The sequence below is a fragment of the Winslowiella toletana genome (assembly GCF_032164335.1).
In the GTDB taxonomy this organism is placed as follows: domain Bacteria; phylum Pseudomonadota; class Gammaproteobacteria; order Enterobacterales; family Enterobacteriaceae; genus Erwinia; species Erwinia toletana_A.
The window spans coordinates 526221-552098 of record NZ_CP134152.1 but is presented as its reverse complement, the minus strand read 5'-3'; the positions used below and the strand labels follow the sequence as shown (position 1 = coordinate 552098).

At 52.3% G+C, this 25878-nt stretch carries 32 protein-coding genes; 15 read left to right on the top strand and 17 right to left on the bottom strand.

Translation table 11 applies throughout. The annotated features are described in order from the left end of the window. Positions 1-5 precede the first annotated feature (5 nt). The 3 genes from folP to rlmE form a co-directional block, all read right to left on the bottom strand. Positions 6-839 (bottom strand): dihydropteroate synthase, encoded by an 834-nt coding sequence (gene folP / locus RIN69_RS02575; RefSeq protein WP_313855362.1) that lies wholly within the window; start codon positions 837-839, stop codon positions 6-8. Between the two features lie 114 nt (positions 840-953). Further along, positions 954-2888, bottom strand: a complete 1935-nt coding sequence (gene ftsH / locus RIN69_RS02570) for an ATP-dependent zinc metalloprotease FtsH (protein WP_313857566.1) — start codon at positions 2886-2888, stop codon at positions 954-956. Between the two features lie 111 nt (positions 2889-2999). Next, positions 3000-3629, bottom strand: a complete 630-nt coding sequence (gene rlmE / locus RIN69_RS02565) for a 23S rRNA (uridine(2552)-2'-O)-methyltransferase RlmE (protein WP_313855360.1) — start codon at positions 3627-3629, stop codon at positions 3000-3002. A 127-nt stretch (positions 3630-3756) separates the two neighbouring features. Here rlmE and yhbY point away from each other — a divergent pair, with 127 nt between their 5' ends. Next, the gene (yhbY, locus tag RIN69_RS02560) at positions 3757-4050 is read left to right on the top strand and encodes a ribosome assembly RNA-binding protein YhbY (RefSeq protein WP_052898290.1); all 294 of its coding nucleotides are present in this window, start codon (positions 3757-3759) and stop codon (positions 4048-4050) included. A 243-nt stretch (positions 4051-4293) separates the two neighbouring features. Here yhbY and greA read toward each other — a convergent pair whose 3' ends face one another. Further along, the gene (greA, locus tag RIN69_RS02555; RefSeq protein WP_313855357.1) at positions 4294-4770 is read right to left on the bottom strand and encodes a transcription elongation factor GreA; all 477 of its coding nucleotides are present in this window, start codon (positions 4768-4770) and stop codon (positions 4294-4296) included. A 252-nt stretch (positions 4771-5022) separates the two neighbouring features. Here greA and dacB point away from each other — a divergent pair, with 252 nt between their 5' ends. Then, complete coding sequence (gene dacB, locus RIN69_RS02550; RefSeq protein WP_313855355.1) at positions 5023-6456, top strand: serine-type D-Ala-D-Ala carboxypeptidase; 1434 nt, start codon at positions 5023-5025, stop codon at positions 6454-6456. Between the two features lie 76 nt (positions 6457-6532). On the opposite strand, the gene cgtA is transcribed toward dacB, so the two are convergent. The 4 genes from cgtA to rplU form a co-directional block, all read right to left on the bottom strand. After that, on the bottom strand, positions 6533-7711 hold the full coding sequence (gene cgtA / locus RIN69_RS02545; RefSeq protein WP_313855353.1) for an Obg family GTPase CgtA: 1179 nt from the start codon (positions 7709-7711) through the stop codon (positions 6533-6535). A 16-nt stretch (positions 7712-7727) separates the two neighbouring features. Next, positions 7728-8693, bottom strand: coding sequence for a DMT family transporter (locus RIN69_RS02540; protein WP_313855352.1), 966 nt, complete (start codon positions 8691-8693; stop codon positions 7728-7730). A gap of 114 nt (positions 8694-8807) precedes the next feature. Further along, entirely contained in the window at positions 8808-9065 is a 258-nt protein-coding gene (gene rpmA, locus RIN69_RS02535) for a 50S ribosomal protein L27 (RefSeq protein WP_313855350.1), read from the bottom strand. A gap of 15 nt (positions 9066-9080) precedes the next feature. Next, entirely contained in the window at positions 9081-9392 is a 312-nt protein-coding gene (gene rplU / locus RIN69_RS02530; protein WP_017801447.1) for a 50S ribosomal protein L21, read from the bottom strand. A gap of 381 nt (positions 9393-9773) precedes the next feature. Between rplU and ispB the strand changes: the two genes are divergently transcribed. Both ispB and RIN69_RS02520 read left to right on the top strand, forming a co-directional pair. Next, the gene (gene ispB / locus RIN69_RS02525) at positions 9774-10745 is read left to right on the top strand and encodes an octaprenyl diphosphate synthase (protein WP_313855348.1); all 972 of its coding nucleotides are present in this window, start codon (positions 9774-9776) and stop codon (positions 10743-10745) included. A 230-nt stretch (positions 10746-10975) separates the two neighbouring features. Further along, positions 10976-11236: a helix-turn-helix domain-containing protein gene (locus RIN69_RS02520; RefSeq protein WP_313855347.1), complete on the top strand. Its 261-nt coding sequence runs from the start codon at positions 10976-10978 to the stop codon at positions 11234-11236. A 57-nt stretch (positions 11237-11293) separates the two neighbouring features. Here RIN69_RS02520 and murA read toward each other — a convergent pair whose 3' ends face one another. From murA to mlaF, 7 genes are all read right to left on the bottom strand, one after another. Further along, a complete protein-coding gene (gene murA, locus RIN69_RS02515; protein ID WP_313855346.1) occupies positions 11294-12553 on the bottom strand; it encodes a UDP-N-acetylglucosamine 1-carboxyvinyltransferase in 1260 nt (419 codons plus the stop codon). A gap of 74 nt (positions 12554-12627) precedes the next feature. Next, positions 12628-12882, bottom strand: coding sequence for a BolA family iron metabolism protein IbaG (gene ibaG, locus RIN69_RS02510; RefSeq protein ID WP_017801452.1), 255 nt, complete (start codon positions 12880-12882; stop codon positions 12628-12630). A gap of 117 nt (positions 12883-12999) precedes the next feature. After that, positions 13000-13302, bottom strand: coding sequence for a lipid asymmetry maintenance protein MlaB (gene mlaB, locus RIN69_RS02505; RefSeq protein WP_313855345.1), 303 nt, complete (start codon positions 13300-13302; stop codon positions 13000-13002). After that, on the bottom strand, positions 13302-13934 hold the full coding sequence (gene mlaC, locus RIN69_RS02500; protein WP_313855344.1) for a phospholipid-binding protein MlaC: 633 nt from the start codon (positions 13932-13934) through the stop codon (positions 13302-13304). The genes mlaB and mlaC overlap by 1 nt, the downstream gene beginning before the upstream one ends. Before the next feature lie 13 nt (positions 13935-13947). Next, positions 13948-14496: an outer membrane lipid asymmetry maintenance protein MlaD gene (gene mlaD, locus RIN69_RS02495; protein WP_313855343.1), complete on the bottom strand. Its 549-nt coding sequence runs from the start codon at positions 14494-14496 to the stop codon at positions 13948-13950. Positions 14497-14500: 4 nt separating this feature from the next. Beyond that, positions 14501-15283 (bottom strand): lipid asymmetry maintenance ABC transporter permease subunit MlaE, encoded by a 783-nt coding sequence (gene mlaE / locus RIN69_RS02490; RefSeq protein ID WP_313855341.1) that lies wholly within the window; start codon positions 15281-15283, stop codon positions 14501-14503. 7 nt (positions 15284-15290) lie between these two features. Next, complete coding sequence (gene mlaF / locus RIN69_RS02485; RefSeq protein ID WP_313855340.1) at positions 15291-16103, bottom strand: phospholipid ABC transporter ATP-binding protein MlaF; 813 nt, start codon at positions 16101-16103, stop codon at positions 15291-15293. A 272-nt stretch (positions 16104-16375) separates the two neighbouring features. Between mlaF and RIN69_RS02480 the strand changes: the two genes are divergently transcribed. The 11 genes from RIN69_RS02480 (at position 16376) to npr (ending at position 24411) form a co-directional block, all read left to right on the top strand. Beyond that, positions 16376-17353 carry a calcium/sodium antiporter gene (locus RIN69_RS02480; RefSeq protein WP_313855339.1) on the top strand — a complete coding sequence of 326 codons (978 nt, stop codon included), beginning with the start codon at positions 16376-16378 and terminating at the stop codon, positions 17351-17353. An 18-nt stretch (positions 17354-17371) separates the two neighbouring features. Beyond that, entirely contained in the window at positions 17372-18358 is a 987-nt protein-coding gene (kdsD, locus tag RIN69_RS02475) for an arabinose-5-phosphate isomerase KdsD (protein WP_313855337.1), read from the top strand. 17 nt (positions 18359-18375) lie between these two features. Further along, complete coding sequence (kdsC, locus tag RIN69_RS02470; protein ID WP_313855334.1) at positions 18376-18942, top strand: 3-deoxy-manno-octulosonate-8-phosphatase KdsC; 567 nt, start codon at positions 18376-18378, stop codon at positions 18940-18942. Next, positions 18939-19511, top strand: a complete 573-nt coding sequence (gene lptC, locus RIN69_RS02465; RefSeq protein ID WP_313855333.1) for an LPS export ABC transporter periplasmic protein LptC — start codon at positions 18939-18941, stop codon at positions 19509-19511. Before kdsC ends, lptC begins: the two co-directional genes overlap by 4 nt. Continuing rightward, a complete protein-coding gene (gene lptA, locus RIN69_RS02460) occupies positions 19483-20037 on the top strand; it encodes a lipopolysaccharide ABC transporter substrate-binding protein LptA (RefSeq protein WP_313855331.1) in 555 nt (184 codons plus the stop codon). Before lptC ends, lptA begins: the two co-directional genes overlap by 29 nt. Before the next feature lie 6 nt (positions 20038-20043). Continuing rightward, the gene (gene lptB, locus RIN69_RS02455; protein WP_313855330.1) at positions 20044-20769 is read left to right on the top strand and encodes an LPS export ABC transporter ATP-binding protein; all 726 of its coding nucleotides are present in this window, start codon (positions 20044-20046) and stop codon (positions 20767-20769) included. 48 nt (positions 20770-20817) lie between these two features. After that, positions 20818-22257, top strand: a complete 1440-nt coding sequence (gene rpoN, locus RIN69_RS02450; protein WP_313855329.1) for an RNA polymerase factor sigma-54 — start codon at positions 20818-20820, stop codon at positions 22255-22257. 23 nt (positions 22258-22280) lie between these two features. Beyond that, positions 22281-22568 carry a ribosome hibernation promoting factor gene (gene hpf / locus RIN69_RS02445; RefSeq protein WP_313855328.1) on the top strand — a complete coding sequence of 96 codons (288 nt, stop codon included), beginning with the start codon at positions 22281-22283 and terminating at the stop codon, positions 22566-22568. A 194-nt stretch (positions 22569-22762) separates the two neighbouring features. Next, positions 22763-23236: a PTS IIA-like nitrogen regulatory protein PtsN gene (gene ptsN, locus RIN69_RS02440; RefSeq protein ID WP_313857565.1), complete on the top strand. Its 474-nt coding sequence runs from the start codon at positions 22763-22765 to the stop codon at positions 23234-23236. A gap of 51 nt (positions 23237-23287) precedes the next feature. Further along, entirely contained in the window at positions 23288-24142 is an 855-nt protein-coding gene (gene rapZ / locus RIN69_RS02435; protein ID WP_313855326.1) for an RNase adapter RapZ, read from the top strand. Then, positions 24139-24411 carry a PTS phosphocarrier protein NPr gene (npr, locus tag RIN69_RS02430; protein ID WP_052898258.1) on the top strand — a complete coding sequence of 91 codons (273 nt, stop codon included), beginning with the start codon at positions 24139-24141 and terminating at the stop codon, positions 24409-24411. Before rapZ ends, npr begins: the two co-directional genes overlap by 4 nt. 62 nt (positions 24412-24473) lie before the next feature. On the opposite strand, the gene mtgA is transcribed toward npr, so the two are convergent. Together mtgA and elbB are read right to left on the bottom strand one after the other, a co-directional pair. After that, positions 24474-25199, bottom strand: a complete 726-nt coding sequence (gene mtgA / locus RIN69_RS02425; protein WP_313855325.1) for a monofunctional biosynthetic peptidoglycan transglycosylase — start codon at positions 25197-25199, stop codon at positions 24474-24476. Further along, positions 25196-25849: an isoprenoid biosynthesis glyoxalase ElbB gene (gene elbB, locus RIN69_RS02420; RefSeq protein ID WP_313855323.1), complete on the bottom strand. Its 654-nt coding sequence runs from the start codon at positions 25847-25849 to the stop codon at positions 25196-25198. The genes mtgA and elbB overlap by 4 nt, the downstream gene beginning before the upstream one ends. Between the last annotated feature and the right edge of the window lie 29 nt (positions 25850-25878).

Here is a 25878-nt window from a genome sequence, read left to right as displayed (position 1 = left end):
CGTTACTATTCCTTCGCTGATCGTGTCGCTTCGACGACTCGCATCGCCTCGACGGTTTCTTTAACGTCATGTACTCGCACAATGTGCGCGCCCTGCATGGCGGCAATCACCGCGCAGGCAATACTGCCGGTCAATCGCTGCGATGGTCCGACATTCAGCAGCTGTCCTATCATCGATTTACGGGACATTCCAACTAATAATGGCAAACCAAAATGATGCAGATCGGCCAGATGCGCCAGCAGTTGATAATTGTGAGAGAGATTCTTACCGAAACCAAAGCCCGGGTCGAGAATCAATTGCTCTTTTTTAATACCCGCCGCTTCACAGCGCGCGATATGCTGCACAAAAAATGCATCGACGTCTGCCAGCACACTCTGATAGTGCGGCGATTGCTGCATCGATTGCGGATCACCCTGCATATGCATCAGGCAAACCGGTAGCCCGGTTTCCGCCGCGGCTTCCAGCGCGCCCGGCTCCTGCAAAGAGCGAATATCGTTAATGATGTGAGCGCCTGCTCGCGCTGACTCACGGATCACTTCTGGCTTGGAAGTATCAACCGAGATCCACACTTCAAAACGCTGCGCCAGCGCTTCAACCACCGGTACTACGCGCTCCAGCTCTTCTTCCACGCTGACTTCTGCGGCACCGGGACGCGTCGACTCGCCGCCAACATCAATAATCGTGGCCCCGACATTGATCATGTCGTTGGCATGGGTCAGCGCGTGAATCAGCGAATTATGCTTACCGCCATCGGAAAAGGAGTCTGGTGTGACGTTCAAAATGCCCATGACCTGGGGATATGCGAGATCCAAAACCGAGTTTCTGGCGTGTAACTTCATTCTGATTTTCCTTGGGTAATGAGGGTTTGCACTTTAGCTTAAAAATATTCAGCAAGAAAAAACCCCGGTCAGAGCCGGGGTTTTGGAGGTGTCAGTCGATTCGTTGAAGCCGAATTATTTGTCGCCGAACTGCTCAGACATGGTGTTGCCTGGGTTTGGCGTACGTGGCTCATCGACCGGACGCGGTGCTTTTGGCGTACCGTTGTCATCTGAATTATTGTTGCTGCTTGCTTCTTCCCAACCTGCTGGCGGACGCACTTCGCGGCGAGCCATCAGATCGTCAATCTGCGGAGCATCAATGGTTTCATACTTCATCAGCGCGTCTTTCATCGCGTGAAGGATGTCCATGTTTTCATTCAACAAGCGACGGGCGCGCTGGTAATTCTGCTCAACCAGAGATTTCACTTCCTGATCGATAATACGCGCAGTCTCATCGGACATGTGCTTGGCTTTTGCTACCGAGCGACCGAGGAAAACTTCACCATCTTCTTCAGCATACAGCAACGGACCTAATTTCTCTGAGAAGCCCCACTGGGTGACCATGTTACGAGCGATGTTGGTAGCGACTTTAATGTCGTTAGAAGCACCGGTGGAAACATGTTCCACACCGTAGATAATCTCTTCAGCCAGACGGCCGCCGTACAGCGTAGAAAGCTGACTTTCCAGTTTCTGACGGCTGGCGCTGATCGCGTCGCCTTCAGGCAGGAAGAAAGTCACACCCAGCGCACGTCCGCGAGGAATGATGGTCACTTTGTGCACCGGATCGTGTTCCGGTACCAGGCGGCCAATAATCGCGTGGCCTGCTTCGTGATAAGCGGTCGACTCTTTCTGCGATTCGGTCATCACCATGGAGCGACGTTCTGCACCCATCATGATTTTGTCTTTGGCTTTTTCAAACTCAACCATCGACACCACGCGGCGGTTACCGCGCGCAGCAAACAGTGCCGCTTCGTTGACCAGGTTAGCCAGGTCAGCACCAGAGAAGCCCGGCGTACCACGTGCAATGACTGATGCATCAATATCGGTTGCCAGTGGCACACGACGCATATGCACTTTCAGAATCTGCTCGCGACCACGAACGTCTGGCAGACCGACCACAACCTGGCGGTCGAAACGGCCCGGACGCAGTAACGCAGGGTCAAGTACATCAGGACGGTTAGTCGCGGCAATCACGATGATACCTTCGTTGCCTTCAAAGCCATCCATCTCAACCAGCATCTGGTTCAGCGTCTGCTCACGTTCGTCATGACCACCGCCTAAACCGGCGCCACGCTGACGACCGACGGCATCGATCTCATCGATAAAGATGATGCAAGGAGCGGCCTTTTTCGCCTGCTCGAACATATCACGCACACGTGATGCACCGACACCGACGAACATTTCGACAAAGTCAGAACCGGAAATGGTAAAGAAAGGCACTTTCGCTTCACCGGCAATCGCTTTTGCCAGCAACGTTTTACCGGTACCCGGTGGCCCCACCATCAGTACGCCTTTCGGAATTTTACCACCCAGTTTCTGGAAACGACTCGGCTCGCGCAGGTATTCAACCAGCTCGCTCACTTCCTCTTTCGCTTCGTCACAACCTGCGACATCAGCAAAGGTGGTTTTAATCTGATCTTCAGTCAGCATGCGGGCTTTACTCTTGCCGAAGGACATCGCGCCCTTACCGCCACCGCCTTGCATCTGACGCATGAAGAAGATCCAGACACCGATCAACAACAGCATCGGGAACCAGGAGATAAAGATTGAAGCCAGCAGGCTTGGTTCTTCTGGTGGTTCACCGACAACTTTTACATTTTTGGTCAACAGGTTATCGAGTAACTTGGGATCGTTGACAGGGATGTAGGTCGTGTATCGATTACTGTCTTTTTTAGTTACGTTGATCTCACGCCCGTTAATACGTGCCTCGCGGACCTGATCCTGGTTCACTTCCGACAGGAAGGTTGAGTAATCAACCCTGCGGCTATTCGACTCGCTGGGCCCAAAGCTCTGGAATACAGACATCAGAACAACTGCGATGACTAACCAGAGAATCAGGTTTTTCGCCATGTCACTCAAGGGATTAACCTCATATTACAACTGTGTTAACAGACAGCGTAGGGTACTATATATCCTTTAAACCTGGAATCGCAGTTGTGAATACGACCCCAATTATTTTGGTTATAGTTTTCGCCCTGTCGCTACAATGTACACTTCGCGCGAACGTGAACGCGAAGCGTCCGGCTTACGAATTTTTACCTTCGTAAACAGGGAGCGAATTTCCCGGAGGTATTCATCAAAGCCATCTCCCTGAAACACTTTCACTAAAAAACTGCCGCCAGGTGCCAGAACATCCCGACACATCTCCAGCGCCAGTTCAACTAAATACATCGACCGGGGAATATCAACGGCAGGTGTACCACTCATGTTGGGTGCCATATCCGACATCACAACCTGAACTTTTTGCTCGCCAACGCGCTCCAGCAGCGCTTTAAGCACTAATTCTTCACGAAAATCGCCCTGAAGGAAATCGACACCGACGATGGGATCCATCGGTAAAATATCACAGGCGATGATACGGCCTTTGTTACCAATCTGTGTTACCACATATTGCGACCAGCCGCCCGGAGCCGCGCCAAGATCGACCACGGTCATTCCTGGCTTAAACAGCTTGTCACTCTGCTGTATTTCATCAAGTTTAAACCAGGCACGCGAGCGCAACCCTTTTTTCTGCGCCTGAAGCACATATTTATCGCTAAAGTGTTCCTGCAGCCAGCGGCTGGAACTGGCCGAACGCTTTTTACCAGTCATACAATTTCCAACTATTCTTCATCATAAGCGATAAATAAACCGCCCAAAACGGTTCTGCCGTTTGGTGATACACTCGAGATGGCGGTAGAATGTACCGTTTTCAATCCCAATGTAAGTAAAAAATACGATGAATCTGAGTCCCAAACAAAAACAGCACCTGAAAGGCCTGGCGCATCCACTGAAGCCCGTTGTCATGCTGGGTAACAATGGCCTGACCGAAGGTGTGCTGGCCGAGATCGAACAAGCACTTGAACACCATGAATTAATCAAGGTGAAAATCGCGACCGAAGACCGTGAAACCAAAACGCTGGTAGTCGAAGCGATCGTACGCGAGACGGGTGCAAGTAACGTGCAGGTAATCGGCAAAACGCTGGTGCTGTATCGCCCATCAAAGGAACGCAAGATTTCAATACCGCGTTAATGGCCTGCCTTAATAACGCACTTTAAGGGTAATTATCCCGGTGCTCAAGGCTCATTGATGGCAAAAGTGCCATGCTCCTGCATCAGATAAAAGGCCGCAACGCGGCCTTTTTCCTTTCTTTACATTCGACCTTTTAAAATCTGACCAACTGGCGCGAATATGCGGAAATTTTGTTCAACCGCACAATCTGACCGATAAAACTGCCGTCAATTCCAGCCAGCGGTAGATTTTATCCGAGCGGACTCAGACGTATTCGATTTTCAGAATTTCGTAATCAACATCGCCGCCCGGCGTTTTGATCACGACGACATCATCCACTTCTTTACCGATCAGGCCACGTGCCATCGGTGAATTAACTGAAATCAGATTCTGTTTAAAGTCCGCCTCATCGTCACCGACAATGCGGTAGGTAAACTCTTCTTCGCTTTCCACATTCATGATGCTGACTGTCGCACCAAAAATCACGCGACCGTTAGCATTCATTTTAGTGACATCAATCACCTGCGCATTGGAGAGTTTAGCTTCAATCTCCTGAATACGGCCTTCACAGAAACCCTGTTCTTCACGCGCAGCATGATATTCGGCATTTTCTTTCAAATCACCATGCTCGCGTGCTTCTGCAATTGAGGCAATAATTCTGGGGCGTTTAACGGTTTTCAGCTCTTCGAGCTCTTCGCGCAACCTCTCGGCGCCCCTTAACGTCATCGGAATCTGGTTCATCTCAATACCTCGTAATCTATCCTGTTCAAAGTGTCGTCATCCTGACAGGGTGACTGCAGAAACTGCGTTCTGCCGCGCTTACTGCCGAATTGCAAACAAAAGAAACCTGACCCGGAGATTATCCCCAGGGTCAGGATCGGTTTTGCATTTTGATACGTATTTTAACCCAGAGTTCCCTATGGGTCATCGTTTACTTTGCACCTCAATGCACCGTAGTATGACAGCTCGTTTACTGTCAGTTACCGCGAGATTATGCGATTTTCACGACTTGTTACCGGATTAACCTTCGCGTTTATGCTGCAAGCTAACGCTGCGCCCGTTGAAGAGTATGCTCAATATTTGCCAGATGGTGCAAACCTGGCGCTAATGGTGCAGAAAGTTGGCGCGACAACACCGCTGCTTGATTATCACAGCCAGCAAATGGCGCTACCGGCCAGTACCATGAAAGTGATTACTGCGCTGGCAGCACTGTTGCAGCTTGGCCCAGACTACCGCTTCCAGACTACGCTGGAGAGTAAAGGCACTCTTTCAGGTGATACGCTGCGTGGCGATTTGATTGCGCGCTTTGGCGGCGATCCTACGCTGACGCGGCAAAATTTGCGCAATATGGTCGCCGTGTTAAAAAAACAGGGTGTACAGCATATTGAGGGCAACCTGGTGATTGATACCTCGGTGTTTTCCAGCCATGACAAAGCGCCTGGCTGGCCGTGGAACGACATGACCCAGTGCTTCAGCGCCCCGCCGGGTGCGGCTATTGTTGACCGCAACTGCTTCTCGGTTTCGCTGTACAGCGCGCCAAATCCGGGCGACAACGCGTTTATCCGCGTAGCGTCATTCTACCCGGTCAATATGTTCAGTGAGGTGCGCACGCTGGCGAAAGGCTCCTCTGAAGCCCAGTACTGCGAACTGGATGTCGTTCCGGGTGAGTTAAACCGTTTCACACTCACCGGCTGCATGACCCAGCGTGCTGAACCGTTGCCGCTGGCCTTTGCCGTGCAGGATGGTGCCAGCTATGCCGGTGCGATCCTGAAAGATGAACTGCAAAGTGCCGGTATTGATTACACCGGCCACCTGGTGCGTGAAAAGCGCCAGAATGCTGCCGGAACCGTGCTGGCACAGACTCAGTCGGCACCGCTGCACGATCTGCTGAAGATTATGCTGAAAAAGTCCGACAATATGATTGCCGATACGGTTTTCCGCACCATTGGCCGCGAGCGCTTTAACGTGCCGGGTACCTGGCGTGCCGGACAAGATGCAGTGCGCCAGATTCTGCGTCAGAAAGCCAATATCGATATGGGAAACAGCATTCAAGTGGATGGATCGGGCTTATCACGCCACGATCTGATCTCGCCAGCCACCATGATGCAGGTTCTGCAATATATTGCTCAGAACGACCAGCAGCTAAACTTTATCTCGATGCTACCGCTGTCAGGCTATGACGGCACCCTGCGTTATCGCGGTGGCCTGCATGAGGCGGGCGTTGATGGCAAGCTGTCGGCGAAAACCGGATCATTACAAGGGGTTTATAACCTAGCTGGCTTCCTGACCACCGCCAGTGGCCAACGTGTGGCATTCGTTCAGTTCCTCTCTGGCTATGCCGTCGCGCCGCAGGATCAGCGCCAGCGCCGTATCCCACTGGTGCGTTTTGAAAGCCGTTTATACAAAGATATTTATCAGAATAACTGAGTGCTTACTTAGCGGAAACCCGGTATTCCAGGCGCTGTCAGTAATAAAACGGGGCACATAATGTGCCCCGTGAGGTTTAACGCTGATAGATGATTTCGACACCTTCGTCGTCATCTTCGTCCCAGTCGTCATCCCAGTCATCATCTTCCTCAGCTTCAGCCTGTGCTTCAGCCAGCTGCTCACGATGATAGTCATCCCACATAAATTCGACTTTCTCAGGCTGCTTCTCTTCTTCTGCCGCTTCTTTCGGGTTGGCATTGATGAAGGACATCACATCCCAGCACAGTGCATTAACACCAACGCGATTAGCCGCAGAGATCAGATAGTACTTGTCAGTCCAGCCCAGCGCTTCAGCAATCGCTTTGGCGCGTGCTTCTGCTTCTTCGTCGTCCAGCAGGTCGACTTTGTTGAAGACCAGCCAGCGAGGTTTCTGGAACAGCTTCTCGCTGTATTTTTCCAGCTCACCCAGAATGATGCGGGCGTTATTGACCGGATCGGTTTCATCGATCGGTGCGAGGTCGATAAGGTGTAACAATACGCGACAGCGCTCAAGGTGCTTCAGGAAGCGAATGCCCAGACCGGCACCATCCGCCGCACCTTCAATCAGGCCCGGAATATCGGCGACCACAAAGCTCTGCTCGCTGTCCATGCGGACCACGCCGAGGCTTGGAACCAGAGTGGTAAACGGATAGTCCGCCACTTTAGGTTTGGCCGCAGAAACGGAACGGATAAAGGTCGACTTACCGGCGTTAGGCAGGCCAAGCATACCCACGTCTGCCAGCAGCATCAGTTCCAGCTGCAGATCGCGCTTCTCACCAGGAGTTCCCATGGTTTTCTGACGCGGCGTACGGTTAACGGAGGATTTAAAGCGGGTATTACCCAGGCCATGCCAGCCGCCCTTCGCTACCATCAGCTTCTGCTCATGGCGCGTCATATCACCGATAGTTTCGCCAGTGCCCTGATCGATCACGCGGGTACCCACTGGCACCTTGATGATAATGTCTTTACCACGTTTACCGGTACAGTCACGGCTCTGGCCGTTCTGACCACGTTCAGCGCGGAAAGATTTTTCAAATCGGTAATCGATAAGCGTATTCAGGTTTTCGTCGGCGACCATATAGACATCGCCGCCATCCCCGCCGTCACCGCCATCGGGACCGCCTCTCGGGATATATTTTTCACGACGGAAGCTTACGCAGCCATTACCGCCATCGCCTGCGACAGCCAGAATCGTCGCTTCATCTACAAACTTCATTTTACTTCTCCGTAAATCATTCGCCCGTTGACCGGAGCGAAGGCACCGGGACGGGTTTGTTCCGCCGAGGCCACAAGCGATGACCAATTGCGGAAAACATGGCGCCAGCCACCACGACCATCGCGCCGATATAAGCCAACAGGTTCAGTATCGGTGCCGCGAAAAAATCGGGCCAGGCCAGCGATAATAATTCAGAAAACAGCAGCGTAAACAGTGGCGTCAGCGTGACTAAGGCGCTGACCTGTGCCGCCTGCCAGCGCGCATAAGCTTCAGCTAATGCGCCGTAGCCGACCAGGGTATTCAGGCCGCAATAGAGCAAGCAAAGCAGCTGCCAGCCGTCAAGCTGCAGCAATTTAGCCGGCTGTGCCAACGGCAGTAACGCTATTGTACATAAAACATACAGCAAAAACAGAATTTGCTGTGAGGCGAGACGCCGCAGCAAAATTTTTTGTGTCACACCATAAGTGACCCAAACCACTGCGGCACTGACGCCCAGTATTACGCCCATCGTATAGTCTGACAGGCGGGTAAAAATCTCGATCAGGCTGGTATTAAAAAACATCACCAGCCCACAGAGCAGTGATACCGCCCCGATAATCTGGGTCACGCGCATCTTTTCTTTCAGAATAAAGACGCTGGCGATCATCATGCCAGGCGGTGCCAGTTGCGCAATCACTTGCGAAGCCGTAGGGCTGAGGTACTGTAACGACGAGCTGAACAGCACAAAGTTACCGAGCAAGCCACAGGTGGCAATGAACAGCATCAGCAACCAGCGTGGGCTACGACAGATACGCAGTGGTGGCAGCTGACGTTTCAGGGCCAGAATAATGCCCAATCCCAGTCCGGCCAGTAAAAACCGATAAAACACAATGGTGAACGGATCCATCACCACCAATAGTTGTTTCATCACAATAGGCAGTGAGCCCCAGCACATCGCTGTGACCAGCGCCAGTGCCATACCAACCCCTGCCTGTTGTTGCATTTTTGCATCCTGCGGTCAGAGAAGACCAGAATGTAAAAAGCCCCGCAACATTTGCGGGGCTTATCTTCGTCAGTTCAGGTCGGCCTTTTCAGGCAGCCCTGAGACTCGAAAACCTTACTCAGCAACGATGCTGATGTATTTACGGTTGTTCGGGCCTTTAATTTCGAATTTGACTTTGCCGTCTGCAGTTGCAAACAGGGTGTGGTCACGACCACAACCTACGTTGGTGCCTGCATGGAATTTGGTGCCACGCTGACGAACGATGATGCTACCAGCCAGAACTGATTCACCACCGAAACGCTTAACGCCGAGGCGTTTTGCATTGGAATCGCGACCGTTACGAGTAGAGCCGCCAGCCTTTTTGTGTGCCATTTGTCAGATCTCCTCTTAGGCGCTGATGCCAGTGATTTTCACATCAGTGAACCACTGACGGTGGCCTTGCTGCTTACGGTGGTGTTTACGACGACGAAACTTAACAATCTTAATTTTCTCGCCACGACCGTGAGCAACGATTTCTGCTTTAATCAGGCCGCCAGAAACTAATGGTGCGCCGATCTGAACGTCTTCGCCGTTTGCAATCATCAGAACCTGATCGAACTCAATGGTTTCGCCGGTTGCGATGTCCAGCTTTTCCAGGCGAACGGTCTGACCTTCGCTAACTCGGTGTTGTTTACCACCACTTTGGAAAACCGCGTACATATAAAACTCCGCTTTCCGCGCATGCCTTCTTTTAATTTTCAGGCGGCGCTATAAATATTCACAATAGGGCGCGAATTCTACGCAAATTCCCTCGCGTTGACAAGAGTCCAATGCAAAGGATTGCAGAAAAAAAACGCAGCATGATTGTTGGCGTTCATCCGCCTCGTTTTTCAAGTACAATCTGTAATACATTACTTGCCGCGAGCACGAATAAGGCGCTTATCATAACCCAAAATAATTTGAGTTGCAGGACTACGGCCCATCCGCAACCCCCCGATAGCAGCGATAACGCTGTGAACCGGGTGAGCTGGTGTAGCCAATACCGGGCAGCTTAGAGCAGGATGGGGATAGCAGTGAACAGAGCGATAGCTGAACAGACTGATGAACTTAGAACAGATAAATGAATTAACCGCGCAGGATATGGCGGCCGTCAACGAGACAATCCTCGAGCAACTGAATTCAGATGTTTCTCTCATCAATCAGTTGGGATATTACATTATCAGCGGAGGGGGCAAACGTATTCGTCCGATGATTGCGGTGCTCGCTGCACGTGCTGTGAACTATAGCGGCAAGCAGCACGTCACCGTGGCAGCGCTGATCGAATTTATCCATACCGCCACGCTGCTGCATGATGATGTGGTGGACGAGTCGGACATGCGCAGGGGTAAGGCCACCGCCAATGCCGCTTTTGGTAACGCGGCCAGCGTGCTGGTCGGCGATTTTATTTATACCCGCGCATTTCAGATGATGACCAGCCTCGGCTCACTGCGGGTACTGGCCCTGATGTCAGAAGCGGTGAACGTAATTGCTGAAGGCGAAGTGCTACAGCTGATGAACTGTAACGATCCGGATATTACTGAAGAGAGTTATATGCGGGTGATTTACAGCAAAACGGCGCGCTTATTCGAAGCTGCGGCGCAATCATCGGCGATCCTCGCCGATGCGAGCGATGCGCAGGAAAAAGCGTTGCAGGACTATGGTCGCTATATTGGCACCGCGTTTCAGCTGATTGACGATCTGCTGGATTACAGCGCTGATGGTCAAACCTTAGGCAAAAATGTCGGCGACGATCTGAGCGAAGGTAAACCCACGTTACCGTTATTGCATGCCATGCAACACGGCAATGCTGAGCAAGCCGCGATGATTCGTAAAGCTATCGAAGAGGGTAACGGTCGTCATTTACTGGAACCCGTTCTGGAAACCATGCGCCAGCACGGCTCACTTGAGTGGACGCGCGCGCGCGCCGAACAGGAAGCGGATAAAGCCATTTCCGCACTGCAGGCTCTGCCAGAATCACCGTGGCGCAGCGCGCTTGAGGCTCTGGCCCATATGTCGGTACAGCGCGAATTCTGATGTTTCCGGGGAACGCCTGCGCGTTCCCCTTCCCTCCTTCGCCGATCGCTTATCCCGCTGTTTTTGTTGTTGCAACCCGTTACACCCCTTCTGCGCGCCCCTACACAAAATCGTCTCCTTTACGAAAAATTACTGGAGCTTTATGGAAAATAATTGTTATAAATTATCCGGTAATAACCCTCAGGTGATCGCCTGATTTGACCGGAAGAGTTTCTCAAGGAGGAAGGATTATGTATGCAAGGAATAAGGACTGGCATCCGGCAGATATTATTGCCGCATTACGCAAGCGTGGTACATCGCTGGCGGCCGTTTCCCGTCAGGCAGGATTGAGCTCGTCGACATTAGCCAATGCGCTCACACGTCCATGGCCAAAAGGTGAATGGTTAATTGCCGAGGCGATTGCCATACATCCGGCAGTTATTTGGCCCAGTCGCTATTACGATAAGGTCACCCAGCAGCTGATTGACCGCAAAAAACTTATGCGCACCTGAAAAAATGGGCCGACATGTTGTCGGCCCAGAGAGTTATCGCCTGCTGCTGGCAGTGAATTATTCGCCGCTAACGCGTTGAATATTCGCTCCCATCGCCATCAGCTTATCTTCGATATGCTCATAGCCACGATCGATATGGTAAATACGATCGACGATGGTAGTACCTTCAGCAATACAGCCTGCCAGTACCAGACTGGCAGAAGCGCGTAAATCGGTGGCCATCACCTGAGCACCTGACAGGGTCTCAGTGCCGTGGCAAATCACCGTGTTACTTTCGATTTCTGCATGTGCGCCCATACGAATCAGCTCAGGCACGTGCATAAAGCGGTTTTCGAAGATAGTTTCGGTAATGATACCGGTACCTTCAGCCACCAGGTTCAGCAAGGTAAACTGTGCCTGCATATCGGTCGGGAAGCCTGGATGCGGCGCAGTACGGAAGTTCACCGCTTTCGGGCGTTCGCCGTGCATATCAAGGCTGATCCAGTCTTCACCGGTTTCGATATCAGCGCCTGCCTCACGCAGTTTAGCCAGTACCGCATCCAGCGTATCAGGCTGCGCATTGTGGCAAATCACTTTGCCACGAGAAATCGCCGCCGCAACCAGGAAGGTGCCGGTTTCAATGCGATCGGGCAGCACACGGTAAACACCGCCACCCAGGCGCTCAACGCCTTCAATGGTAATACGATCGCTACCTGCGCCGGTGATTTTTGCACCCAGCGTATTGAGGAAGTTCGCGGTGTCGACAATTTCTGGCTCGCGCGCGGCATTTTCAATCACCGTCGTACCGGTCGCCAGCGTTGCTGCGCTCATAATGGTGACCGTCGCGCCAACGCTGACTTTATCCATAACGATATTCGCGCCCTTCAGGCGGCCATCGACAGAAGCCTTGACGTAGCCCTCTTCCAGTTTGATTTCGGCACCCAGCTGCTCCAGACCAGAGATATGCAAGTCAACCGGACGTGCGCCAATGGCGCAGCCGCCTGGCAGCGAAACCTGGCCCTGACCGAAACGCGCCACCAGCGGACCTAACGCCCAGATGGATGCACGCATGGTTTTCACCAGGTCGTAAGGAGCGCAGTAAATATTGACGTCGCTGGCATCCAGATGGACTGAACCATTACGTTCTGCTTTTACGCCAAGCTGACTGAGCAGCTTCATGGTGGTATCGATGTCCTTAAGTTTCGGGACATTCTGAATCTCAACCGGCTCTTCCGCCAGCAGAGCGGCGAACAGGATCGGCAGCGCGGCATTTTTGGCTCCGGAAATAGTCACTTCACCACTTAGCCGGGTCGGACCCTGTACACGAAATTTATCCATTGCAACTGCTCTCTGTTATCAGAAACTTAAACAGGCTGTCCGCCAGCTTCACCATGAAGCTACGCTGAATCAGCTTAAAAACCGTTTAGCTTACGGTCGCGCGCCCACTCTGCAGGCGTATAGGTCTTGATTGAAACCGCGTGAATGCGATTGTCCGCGATGTATTCCATCAGCGGAGCATACACCGCCTGCTGCTTTTTCACCCGGCTCAGTTCAGCAAACATCTCGCCAACAGCAACCACCTGAAAATGGCTGCCATCACCCGTGACATGAACTTCTTCTAACGGTAACGCGCTCATCAGCACGGACTGAATTTCACTATTTTCCATGATGCTCTAATTCGGTTGATAATAAACAGGGTGACATAGTAGTGGAAACGGAATTTATCTTAAACAAGCAAAAAGCCCCTGAAAATGCAGGGGCTTTGCATGCTGGCCGGCTGAGCGTTAAGACTCAGTCGAGGAAACAATGATTTGCTGCAAGTTATACAGGGTAATCAGCGAGCTTAATTTATCGGTGACGCCGGTAAATAGCGGGTTCTTACCCTGCTGTTGCAGAATCTGACGCAGATGAACCAGCAGCGCCAGGCCAGCAGAGTCGACTCTGTCCAGCGCCGATACATCGATTGTATCGATCTGTTTCATCATGGTTTCACGCTGCTGCCAAAGTGACAGCAACGTTTCACGATCGAGTTCACCCCGCAGATGCAGCGTTGACGCCTCAACCTGCCAACTGAGTTGTTCTGCCATTACTTTTGCTGATCCAGTTTGATCGGTTGCGCCGCAAATGATTTCAGCTGCTCAGTCAGGCCATCAATGCCTTTCTGGCGCAGAGTATCACTCCACTCATTCTGCTTGGTAGTGATCATGCTGATGCCTTCGGCAATCATATCATACGCCTGCCAGTCGCCAGTGCGGCTGTTCTTACGCCACTGGAAATCGAGACGTACCGGCGGGCGGCCATTAGGATCAACGATTGTCACGCGAATGGCGATGATATTGGCATCCCCCAGCGGCTGCTCAGGCGCGACCTGGTAAGTCTGACCATTATACAACGCCAATGCCTGGCCGTAAGCCTGCTCAAGGTAAGCGCCAAACGCTTTGAAGTAAGCATCGCGCTGCGCTGGAGTAGAATCTTTGTAATAACGGCCCAGTACCAGCGCACCAGCATATTTAATCTGCACGTACGGCAGCAGCTCTTCACGTACCACCTGACGCAGATAGTCAGGATTTTGCCTGATTTTCGACTGTTCATTTTTCAGGCGGGTAAAGGTTTTATCCGCCGCTTCGTTCATCAGTTTGTAGGGGTTGCTTTGATCGACAGCGCTCGCCGCCATTGGCACGATGGCCAGCATCGCGACCATCAGTAAACGTTTAAACATGCGTTATTACCTCTTATGGTTGTTCAGGTGCCGCAGAAGCCGGTGCCGCACCCGTTGCCGGGGCATCCTGCTCTTGCTGTTTGGTATCGCTGCCGTCGCCGCTCTTATACAGGAACTGACCGATCAGATCCTCCAGCACCATCGCGGATTTGGTATCATGCAAAGTATCGCCATCCTTCAGTATCGCGGTGCCCATTTCCGGGTCGTCAAAGCCGACATTAAGCGCCAGGAATTGCTCACCTAACAGGCCGGAGGTACGAATCGCCAGCGAGCTGGTATCAGGAATCTCTTTGTATTGGTCTTCAATGGCCATCGTTACACGCGGCGAGTAGTTTTTCGGGTCGAGAGAGATATCGGTGACACGCCCGATTACCACACCACCAATTTTTACCGGTGAGCTGCTTTTCAGGCCGCCAATATTGTCAAAGGTAGCATATAGCGTCCAGGTCGGCTGAGTGCCGAGCGACTTAACATCGGCCACGCGCAGGCATAAAAACACTATTGCACCCAGCGCCAGCAGCATAAATACGCCTACCCAAATTTCACTTTTCTTGGTTTGCATTGAATCAGTTCCCAAACATCAGTGCCGTGAGCACAAAATCTATACCGAGCACCGCCAGTGATGAATGCACCACAGTGCGCGTCGTCGCCCGACTGATTCCTTCCGAAGTCGGAATAGCGTCGTAACCGTTAAACAGCGCGATCCACATCACCGTAAGGGCAAATACCGCGCTCTTAATCACACAGTTGATGATATCCATGCGGAGATCGACCGCGTTTTGCATCGCAGACCAGAAGAAACCGCTGTCGATCCCTTTCCAGTTTACGCCGACCAGTGAACCGCCCCAGATGCCAACGGCGGTAAAAATCAGCGCCAGCAGCGGCATACTGATAAAACCGGCCCAAAAGCGTGGGGAAATCACCCGGCGCAGTGGATCGACCGCCATCATCTCCATACTGGAGAGCTGCTCTGTCGCTTTCATCAGGCCGATTTCAGCAGTCAGTGCTGAACCTGCCCGGCCGGCAAACAGCAGCGCGGTCACCACCGGCCCCAGTTCGCGCAGCAATGACAATGCCACCAGCATGCCAAGACTGCTCTCTGCACTGTAAGTAGTAAGAACCAGATAGCCCTGTAACCCCAGTACCATGCCGATAAACAGACCTGAAACCACAATAATCAATAGCGACAACACGCCAACGCTGTACAGCTGTTTGATCAGTAGCGGCGCATGTTTACGAAATTCAGGTTTACCCGCGAGGGCATGAAACAACATCAGCCCGGCACGACCAAAGGAAGCGAATGTATTAATTCCCCGTCGCCCGAGAGATGCCAGCGCACGTAATAGCATCGGTTGATTAGCTCCCTGAACCGGTTAAATCGGTAAGGTAATCCCCTGCGGGAAAACGGAAAGGCACCGGTCCATCAGCAATGCCATCGATAAACTGTCGCACCCGCGCATCTTTATTTTCATTCAGCTGGTGGGTGGTGCCCTGCGCAATAATTTTTTGCCCCGCAACAATATAGGCGTAATCGGCAATGCTCAATACCTCTGGCACATCATGTGAAACCACAATGCAGGTCACGCCCAGCGAGTGGTTAAGTTCATCGATCAGTTTTACCAATACCCCCATGGTTATCGGATCCTGACCCACAAACGGCTCGTCAAACATAATCAGTTCTGGCTCAAGCGCAATGGCGCGCGCCAGCGCAGCACGACGCGCCATCCCGCCGGAAAGCTCCGAGGGCTTCAGATAAGCTGCGCCGCGCAGTCCGACCGCTTCCAGTTTCATCATTACCGTGCTGTGCAGCAACGGCTTCGGCAAGCGGGTATGCTCACGCAACGGCCAGGCGACATTTTCATAGACCGTTAAGTCAGTAAACAGCGCTCCGGACTGAAACAGCATGCTCATCTTTTTACGCGCTTCATACAGGCCCGAGCGCGAAAGTGCCGGTATATTCTCGCCATTAAACCAGATTTCACCGGCATCAGGTTGCAGCTGCCCGCCAATCAATCGCAGCAGCGTGGTCTTACCAATGCCTGAAGGACCCATAATTGCGGTCACTTTCCCTTTTGGCACCGTCAGCGAGATGTTGTCGAAAATAGGCCGATTGCCACGCGAAAAACTGACTCCGCGCACATCGACCAGATTCGTTGCCGTCTGGCTCATCGTTAACCCTTCCCAAATATTCAGGCAGATAATTTACCGCCTATGGTAGCCTGGTGCAGGCGACAGCGGACACTTTTACAGAAACTTACTGCGAAGGTGTGGCAATAACTGGCATTGGTTACCAACAATAATCGATATTTGCCCCCTTCCGGAGGCAGCCTTAGTTTTACTTTTGGCTCACACCCCGTCAAAATCACCGTCATATCTCCGTTTTTACCGCCCTAACGTCGAATCAGGCAAACCGACGATTATATCCGATCAAAGGACTTTTCATGCTTTTAGCTACAGCACTCTTAGTTATCGGTTTAATTTTACTGGTCTATGGTGCAGATCGTCTGGTTTTCAGTGCCGCTATTTTATGTCGCTCGTCAGGAATTCCACCGCTAATTATCGGTATGACGGTGGTTGGTATCGGCACCTCTCTACCCGAACTGATTGTTTCTTTCTCTGCCGCAGCGCATGGCCAGATGGATATCGCCGTCGGCACCGCCATGGGCTCGAACATTACTAATATTTTGCTGATCTTAGGCGGCGCGGCATTACTTCATCCATTAACGGTACACTCTAATCTGGTACGGCGCGAATTGCCGCTGATGCTGCTGGTCACGTTGCTGTGCGGCTTTATGCTGTTTGATAACCAGCTAAGCCGCCTCGACGGCGTTGCGCTGATTGCCATCGCCGCGATTTATCTGGCGTTTATTATCAAAATTGCCCGCCGTGCGGAACGCGATAATAACGATACGCTGACCCGCGAGCAGCTGGCGGAGTTGCCACGTGATGACGCCGGTAACACCGTCGCCTTTCTCTGGCTGGCAGTGGCCTTGATTATGCTACCGATGTCCACCCGGATGGTGATTGATAACGCGACGCTGATTGCCGATTACTTCGGCGTCAGTGAGCTGGTGATTGGCCTGACTATTATCTCGGTCGGTACCAGCTTGCCGGAGCTGGCCACGGTGATTGCCGGGGCGTTGAAAGGTGAAGATGATATCGCCATTGGTAACCTGATTGGCTCGAACATTTATAATATTGCCATCGTGCTCGGTATTCCGGCGTTAATTTATCCCGGCACCATCGATGCCAGCGCGTTTGCGCGCGACTACTGGGTGATGCTGGGCGTCAGCGCGCTGTTTACGCTAATCTGCCTGCAGCGCAGTCGTCGTATCGGACGCGTGGCCGGCACACTGCTACTGTGCGGCTTTATTGGCTGGGTGGCCACGCTTTATCTGCTTCCGAACAGCTCAATCTGATTGAAAGGACTGAAAACCATGTCTCACATCAACCTTGAACCCGGTTTTGATTTTCAGCAGGCGGGAAAAGATGTTTTACGCATCGAACGTCTGGGGCTCGAAGAGCTCGATCAGTATATTAACGACGACTTTAGCCGCGCCTGTGAAAAGATGTTTTACTGCCAGGGCAAAGTCATTGTGATGGGAATGGGCAAGTCAGGCCATATTGGCAAAAAAATGGCCGCTACGTTTGCCAGCACCGGTACGCCGGCGTTTTTTGTTCATCCCGGTGAAGCCAGCCACGGCGATCTCGGTATGGTCACCGCCAGTGATATCGTGATTGCGATTTCTAACTCCGGCGAGTCCGGTGAAATCCTTGCGCTGATCCCGGTACTGAAACGGCTGCAGGTTTCGCTGATTTGCCTGACCAGCCGCCCGGACAGCACCATGGGACGTGCCGCCGATATTCATCTGTGCGTCAAAGTGCCACAGGAAGCCTGCCCGCTCGGCCTGGCACCGACCTCCAGTACCACTGCGGCGCTGGTGATGGGCGATGCGCTGGCGGTGGCGCTGCTGAAAGCACGCGGCTTTACCGCGGAAGATTTTGCGCTTTCTCACCCGGGTGGCGCGCTGGGCCGTAAATTATTACTGCGAGTCAGTGATATCATGCACCACGGTGATGAAATCCCTCATGTCAGTAAAGACGCTTCACTGCGCGATGCGCTACTGGAGATCACCCGTAAAAATCTGGGTATGACGGTCATCGTCAACGACCTGATGAAAATTGAAGGGGTTTTCACCGACGGTGACTTACGCCGGGTGTTTGATATGGGGATCGACTTTCAACATGCCTCGATCGCCAGCGTGATGACACCGGGCGGCATTCGCGTTCGTCCTGCCATGCTGGCGGTCGATGCGCTGAACCTGATGCAAACGAAACATATTACCGCCGTCATGGTTGCCGATGGCGACCAGTTGCTGGGTGTGGTACATATGCATGACATGCTGCGCGCAGGCGTAGTCTGAAAAGGAAACCAGTTACAATGAGCCAGACAGAGGCAGTGGTTGACACCTGCTACGGTGCCGTCAGCCATCAGGTGATGGCGCGAGCCAAACAGATCCGCCTGTTAATTTGCGATGTCGACGGCGTGATGTCCGACGGCGTGATTTATATGGGCAATTCCGGCGAAGAGCTGAAAGCGTTTAACGTGCGCGATGGCTATGGTATTCGCTGTCTGCTGACCTCATCGGTAGAAGTGGCTATTATAACCGGCCGTAACGCCAGACTGCTGGAAGATCGCTGCAAAACGTTAGGAATTCAGCATCTTTATCAGGGACAGTCGGATAAGCTTTTGGCCTTCGGCGAACTTCTGGATAAACTGTCACTCAGCCCGGAGCAGGTCGCCTATATCGGTGATGATTTAATTGACTGGCCAGTGATGGCAAAAGTGGGATTAAGCGTCGCCGTCGCCGATGCGCATCCGGTACTGCTACCACGGGCGGATTATGTCACCCGTATTGCGGGGGGGCGCGGCGCCGTTCGCGAAATCTGCGATCTGATACTGATCGCGCAGGATAAGTTTGATGATGCCAAAGGGCAATCTGTATGAGTAAAACCAGGCGTTGGATTACGCTAGTGCTGGCAGTGATAGCCATTATTCTGGTGGGCTGGAGCCTGACCAATGATGACAATCAGGGGCCGCTCGCCACCAACAATCAGCAACCGACCTATACCAGTGCCAATTCCAGTACCGTGGTTTATAACCCACTGGGCGCACTAAGCTATAAACTGGTCTCCGATAAAGTGACTTACTTCCAGGAGGAAGAGGTCAGCTGGTTCGATAATCCGATCATGACCACCTACGACGAAAACAAAGTTCCCACCTGGTCGGTGCGTTCGGATAAGGCCAAATTAACGAAAGATCGTAAACTCTTTCTGTATGGTCATGTCGAAGTCAATAGCCTCACACCAGATTCTCAGCTGGAGCGTATCAAAACCGATAATGCTCAGGTTAACCTGATTACGCAGGACGTGACGTCAGACGATCAGGTCACAATTTATGGCCGCAGCTTTAACTCTACCGGTATGAAGATGCGTGGAAATTTACGGACGAAAACTGCCGAGTTGCTTGAAAAGGTCAAAACCTCTTATGAAATTCAAAATGCACAACAACCATAGCCTTAAACTTCTGCTGATTGGCGCGCTGTTCGCCACCAGCCTGCCGGCTTTCGCTCTGACCGGTGACTCGGAAAAGCCCGTTAATATCGACTCGGAAAACCAGTCGCTGGATATGCAGGGCAATGTGGCGACCTTTACCGGTAATGTCATCGTCACTCAGGGCTCGATTAAAATTACCGCTGATAAGGTGGTGGTTACGCGTCCTGGCGGCGACAGCAGTAAAACGGTGGTTGATGCCTGGGGCAATCCGGCCACCTTTTACCAGATGCAGGATAACGGCAAGCCAGTAAGAGGCCACGCGCAGAAAATGCGCTATGAACTGGCGAAAGATTTCATTGAGCTGACCGGCAATGCTTACCTCGAGCAGCTCGACAGCAATGTGAAAGGCGATCGCATCACCTATCTGGTGAAAGAGCAGAAGATGCAGGCCTTTGGCAACAGCGGCAAACGTGTCACCACCGTGCTGGTACCGTCGCAGTTGCAGGACAAAGGTACCCAGTCCAACGATCAGAAAAAGAGAAACTAATTCGCTATGGCAACCTTAATCGCTGAAAACCTGGCGAAGGCTTACAAAGGCCGTCGAGTGGTGGAAGATGTCAGTCTGGAAGTTAAATCTGGCGAGATCGTCGGTCTGCTGGGGCCAAACGGAGCCGGTAAGACCACCACGTTTTACATGGTAGTCGGCATTGTACCGCGTGATGCCGGTCGCATTGTGATCGACGATGAAGATATCAGTATTCTGCCGCTGCACGCGCGGGCGCGCCGTGGTATCGGTTATCTGCCGCAGGAAGCTTCGATCTTCCGCCGTCTCAGCGTCTATGACAACCTGATGGCGGTGCTGCAGATCCGTGATGATCTGACCACCGAGCAGCGTGAAGATCGCGCAAAAGAGCTGATGGAAGAGTTCCATATTGAACATCTGCGCGACAGTCTTGGTCAGTCTCTTTCCGGTGGTGAACGCCGTCGCGTTGAGATCGCCCGTGCGCTGGCTGCTAATCCGAAATTTATCCTGCTGGATGAACCCTTCGCCGGTGTTGACCCGATCTCGGTAATTGATATTAAGAAAATCATCGAACACTTGCGCGACAGCGGCCTCGGCGTGCTGATTACCGACCACAACGTGCGTGAGACACTGGCGGTCTGTGAGCGGGCGTATATCGTCAGCCAGGGCCATTTGATTGCCCACGGTACGCCAGAAGAAGTGCTGGCCGATGAACAAGTTAAGCGTGTCTATTTGGGTGAAGAGTTCAGACTCTGATATGGTGTTTGTTTCACGCATGATTTCTTGGGAATTTGTATCCTGAATATGAAGCAAGGTTTGCAACTCAGGTTTAGCCAACAGCTCGCGATGACGCCGCAATTACAGCAGGCCATTCGTTTGCTGCAACTCTCTACGCTTGAACTTCAGCAGGAGATACAACTGGCACTGGAAAGCAACCCACTGCTGGAGCAAACCGACATCCATGAAGAGATAGACGCCCGCGAGTATCAGGAGAACGAGAACGAAGCTCTTGATACCCGTGAAGCACTTGAACAAAAGGATATGCCGGAAGAACTTCCGCTGGATGCAACCTGGGATGAAATTTACACTGCCGGCACCCCTTCCGGCACCGGTACTGATTATCATGATGATGAACTGCCGGTTTATCAGGGCGAAACCACCCAGTCTCTGCAAGACTACCTGATGTGGCAAGTCGAACTGACGCCTTTTACCGATACTGACCGCGCTATCGCCACCTCGATCGTCGATGCCATTGACGACATGGGTTACCTCACGGTTCCTTTAGCAGATATCCATGACAGTATGGGTAACGACGATCTGGCGATGGACGAAGTGGAAGCGGTGCTGAAACGCATTCAGCGCTTTGATCCGATCGGCGTCGGTGCCCGCGATCTGCGCGATTGTTTACTGGTGCAACTCTCACAGTATCAGGCGGAAACCCCGTGGCTGAAAGAGGCACGGTTGATCGTCAGTGAGCATCTTGATCTGCTGGCTAACCATGATTTCCGCAGCCTGATGCGCGTTACCCGCCTGAAGGAAGAGGTGCTGAAAGGCGCGATGTTACTGATCCAGTCACTCGATCCTCGCCCCGGTCAGTCGATCAACACCAGTGAACCTGAATATGTGATTCCCGACGTGTTGGTGCGCAAAATTGGCAGCCGCTGGGCCGTCGAGCTGAATGCGGAAAGCGTCCCGCGGCTTAAAATCAATCAGCACTATGCCTCACTGGGCGGCAGCACCCGTAACGACAGCGACAACCAGTTTATCCGCAGTAACCTGCAGGAAGCGAAGTGGCTGATTAAAAGCCTGGAAAGCCGCAATGACACGCTATTGAAAGTGACACGCTGTATCGTTGAGCAGCAGCAGGCTTTTTTCGAGCAGGGCGAAGAATTTATGCGGCCGATGGTACTGGCAGATATCGCCTCTGCCGTCGATATGCACGAATCAACCATTTCCCGCGTGACAACGCAAAAGTATCTGCACAGCCCGCGTGGAATTTTTGAGCTTAAGTATTTCTTTTCCAGCCACGTCAATACTGAAGGTGGCGGCGAAGCCTCCTCCACCGCTATTCGCGCGCTGGTGAAGAAACTTATCTCGGCGGAAAATCCCGCCAAACCGCTGAGCGACAGTAAGTTAACGACTATGCTATCAGATCAAGGCATCATGGTAGCGCGTCGAACTGTGGCAAAGTACCGAGAGTCTTTATCCATCCCGCCATCGAACCAGCGTAAACAGCTGGTTTGATCTGAACTGAGAAGGAAGACACTATGCAGCTAAATATCACAGGGCAACATGTTGAAATTACTGATCCATTACGTGATTTCGTTAACAGCAAATTTGCCAAACTGGAACAGTATTTCAGCCAGATAAATCAGGTTTATATTGTTCTGAAAGTGGAGAAAGTCACTCAGGTGGCTGACGCAACGCTGCATGTGAACGGAGGCGAGTTGCACGCAACCTCGGAAGCGGTGGATATGTACGCGGCGATTGATGGGTTAATTGATAAACTCGCGCGCCAGTTAACTAAACATAAAGACAAGTTAAAACAACACTAAATTCACCCTGCGTCATCGGGAGCAGGCCGGGGGCGAATTTATTCGCCCCGTTTGATATAGCACAGCATCTGCTCTGTGCCAGCGGCCCGCAGCTGATACCGCAGTTTGCTGTCAATATTTGCTGCTTTTCTCACCGAAGGGCGAGTAAAGTAAACCGATGAGCCAGCATAAGTGAACACGTAAGTGAAACTATGATGAACAATGATCTAACACTGGAATTAAGCTCTGTACTCAGCGTTGACTGTACCCGAAGCGGCGTACACTGCCAGAGCAAAAAGCGGGCGCTGGAAATTATCAGCGAATTAGCAGCGAAGCAGCTTAATCTTCCGCACCAGACTATCTTCGAAGCGATTCTGACCCGTGAGCGGATGGGCAGTACCGGTATCGGAAACGGTATCGCCATTCCGCACGGTAAACTGGAAGAGGATACATTGCGCGCCGTTGGCGTGTTTGTCCGTCTTGACCAGCCTATCGCTTTTGATGCCATTGATAATCAGCCAGTGGATCTGCTGTTCGCCCTGCTTGTTCCAGCCGACCAGTGCAAAACACATTTGCACACGCTCTCTCTGGTGGCAAAACGACTGGCGGATAAAACCATCTGTCGCCGTTTGCGTTCAGCGCAGAGCGATGAAGAGCTTTACGAAATCATTACTGAGAGTCAGGAATAACTACCAGACTTTGGCACGGCTGTTCGGTCGTATAAATCGGGAGAATATTTAATGGTGCTGATGATCGTCAGCGGTCGTTCTGGTTCAGGCAAATCTGTTGCATTACGCGCGCTGGAGGACATGGGTTTTTACTGTGTTGACAACCTGCCGGTGGTGTTATTACCTGAATTAGCGAACTCACTGGCCGATCGCAACATGTCTGCGGCGGTCAGCATTGACGTGCGCAACATGCCAGAGTCGCCTGAGATTTTTGAGAAAGCGTTGACCAGCCTGCCGGCAAGCTTCTCGCCGCAGCTGCTGTTTCTTGACGCCGATCGTAATACGCTTATTCGCCGCTACAGCGACACGCGACGCCTTCATCCACTCTCCAACAAGAACCTGTCGCTGGAGAGCGCCATCGATGAAGAGAGTGACCTGCTGGAGCCGCTGCGTTCACGTGCTGACCTGATAATCGACACCTCTGAAATGTCGGTGCACGAACTGGCGGAGATGCTGCGCACCCGCTTGTTGGGTAAACGCGAGCGTGAACTGACAATGGTGTTTGAATCCTTTGGCTTTAAACACGGTATTCCGATCGATGCCGATTATGTCTTCGACGTACGCTTTCTGCCGAACCCGCACTGGGATCCGAAACTGCGTCCGATGACCGGTCTGGATCGTCCGGTAGCGGCCTTCCTCGATCGCCATACTGAAGTTCATAACTTTATCTATCAGACCCGCAGCTACCTTGAGTTATGGTTGCCGATGCTGGAAACCAATAACCGCAGCTATCTGACGGTGGCAATCGGTTGTACCGGTGGTAAGCACCGCTCGGTGTATATTGCTGAACAGCTGGCCGATTATTTCCGCTCACGCGGTAAAAACGTACAATCGCGTCACCGTACGCTGGAAAAACGTAAATCATGACCGTCAAGCAGACCGTAGAAATTCAGAACAAACTTGGCATGCATGCGCGACCGGCGATGAAGCTGTTTGAGCTGGTGCAGAGTTTTGATGCTGAGGTGTTGCTGCGTAATGAAGCCGGGACTGAAGCCGAAGCCAGCAGCGTGATTGCGCTGCTGATGCTGGATTCTGCTAAAGGCGGCCATATTGAAATTGAAGCCAGCGGGCCAGAGGAAGAACAGGCATTATCGGCGGTAATCGACCTGTTTAATGCCGGTTTCGACGAGGATTAACCACGAAACCTAAAGGGCGGCGTTCCATTCTTGCCGCCCTTATCAAGAATGAACCCTCATCCTCAATCCAGTTTATGCTCGCGCAGGAAGCCTTCTCCGCCCAGCTGCCGCATCTGGCGCATTATCCACTGCTGACGTTGCCGTACATAACCTGAAGGCGCATCTGCCTTAAAACGCAGTGGGCTGGGCAGTACTGCCGCCAGCAACGCTGCTTCTGACTGCGTCAGGGCGCTGGCCGGTTTATGAAAATAGCGCTGCGCGGCGGCTTCGACACCGAAAATTCCCTCACCAAACTCCGCTACGTTAAGGTACACCGTCAGAATGCGGCGCTTGGTCCAGACCACCTCAATTCCCAGCGTCAGCCCGGCCTCCAGCCCTTTACGCAGCCAACTACGTCCGTCCCAGAGAAACATGTTTTTCGCAGTTTGCTGGCTCAGGGTTGATGCGCCCCGAACCCGACCCGAACGCTCATTATGATCAAGCGCCGAGGCAATCGCATTCATATCGAATCCCCAGTGGGTCGGGAATTTTTGATCTTCCGCCGCCATCACTGCCAGCGGCATCCACGGCGAAATTTCATCCATCCCCACCCAGTCGGAATGGGCAACATAAGTAAAATCGCCCTGCAACCAGGCTCCCAGCTGCCGCTCAACCATCACCGCTGAGAAAGGAACCGGCAGAAAAGCAAACAGCAGAATGCCTGCAACCCACACCGCGGCCACTGCCAGCACCGCGCGTAGCAGCCAAATCTTCAGCCGTTGTAGCAACTTTCCCCGACGCTTTTTCATGCAATCATTTCCACCACGCGTTTGACCAGCTTATCGATTCCTCTGGCGGCTTCATCCATTGAGCTGGCCAACATATATGCCGGAGTAGTAATAATTTTATGTTCTTCATCAACAACAATGTCATCGACCGGGCAAGGAACGTGAATTCCTCCCATTGCTTCAATCACTTCCGCGTAATTGGAATCGGTTCCAATGGTGAGGCGAATCGGTGCGTCAATCAGCAAAGGCAGGATCGCCGGGGCGATACAGATGCAGCCAATTGGTTTGCTTTGCTTATGAATTTCCTGCGTAAGCTTTTGCAAATTTGGCTCAATGACGCAGTCCGCACCGGCGAGAGCAAAGCTGCTTAAGTTCTTTGCCGCACCGAAACCACCTGGTAAGATCAGTGCATCAAGTTGCGAAGAATCAGCTTGATCAATAGGTAAAACTTTGCCTCTGACAATTCGGGCAGATTCCACTAAAACGTTACGTGACTCCGGCATTTCCTCGCCAGTAATATGATTAATTACATGAAGTTGCGGTTTATCTGGCGCAAAGCAAATCGCCGTCGCCCCGGCCCGCTCAATGGCCAACAGAGTTAAGACGGTTTCGTAAATCTCACTGCCATCAAAAACGCCACAACCGCTTAAAACCACACCAATACACTTCATAAATTAATTCCTTACTTGACTGTGCCAGC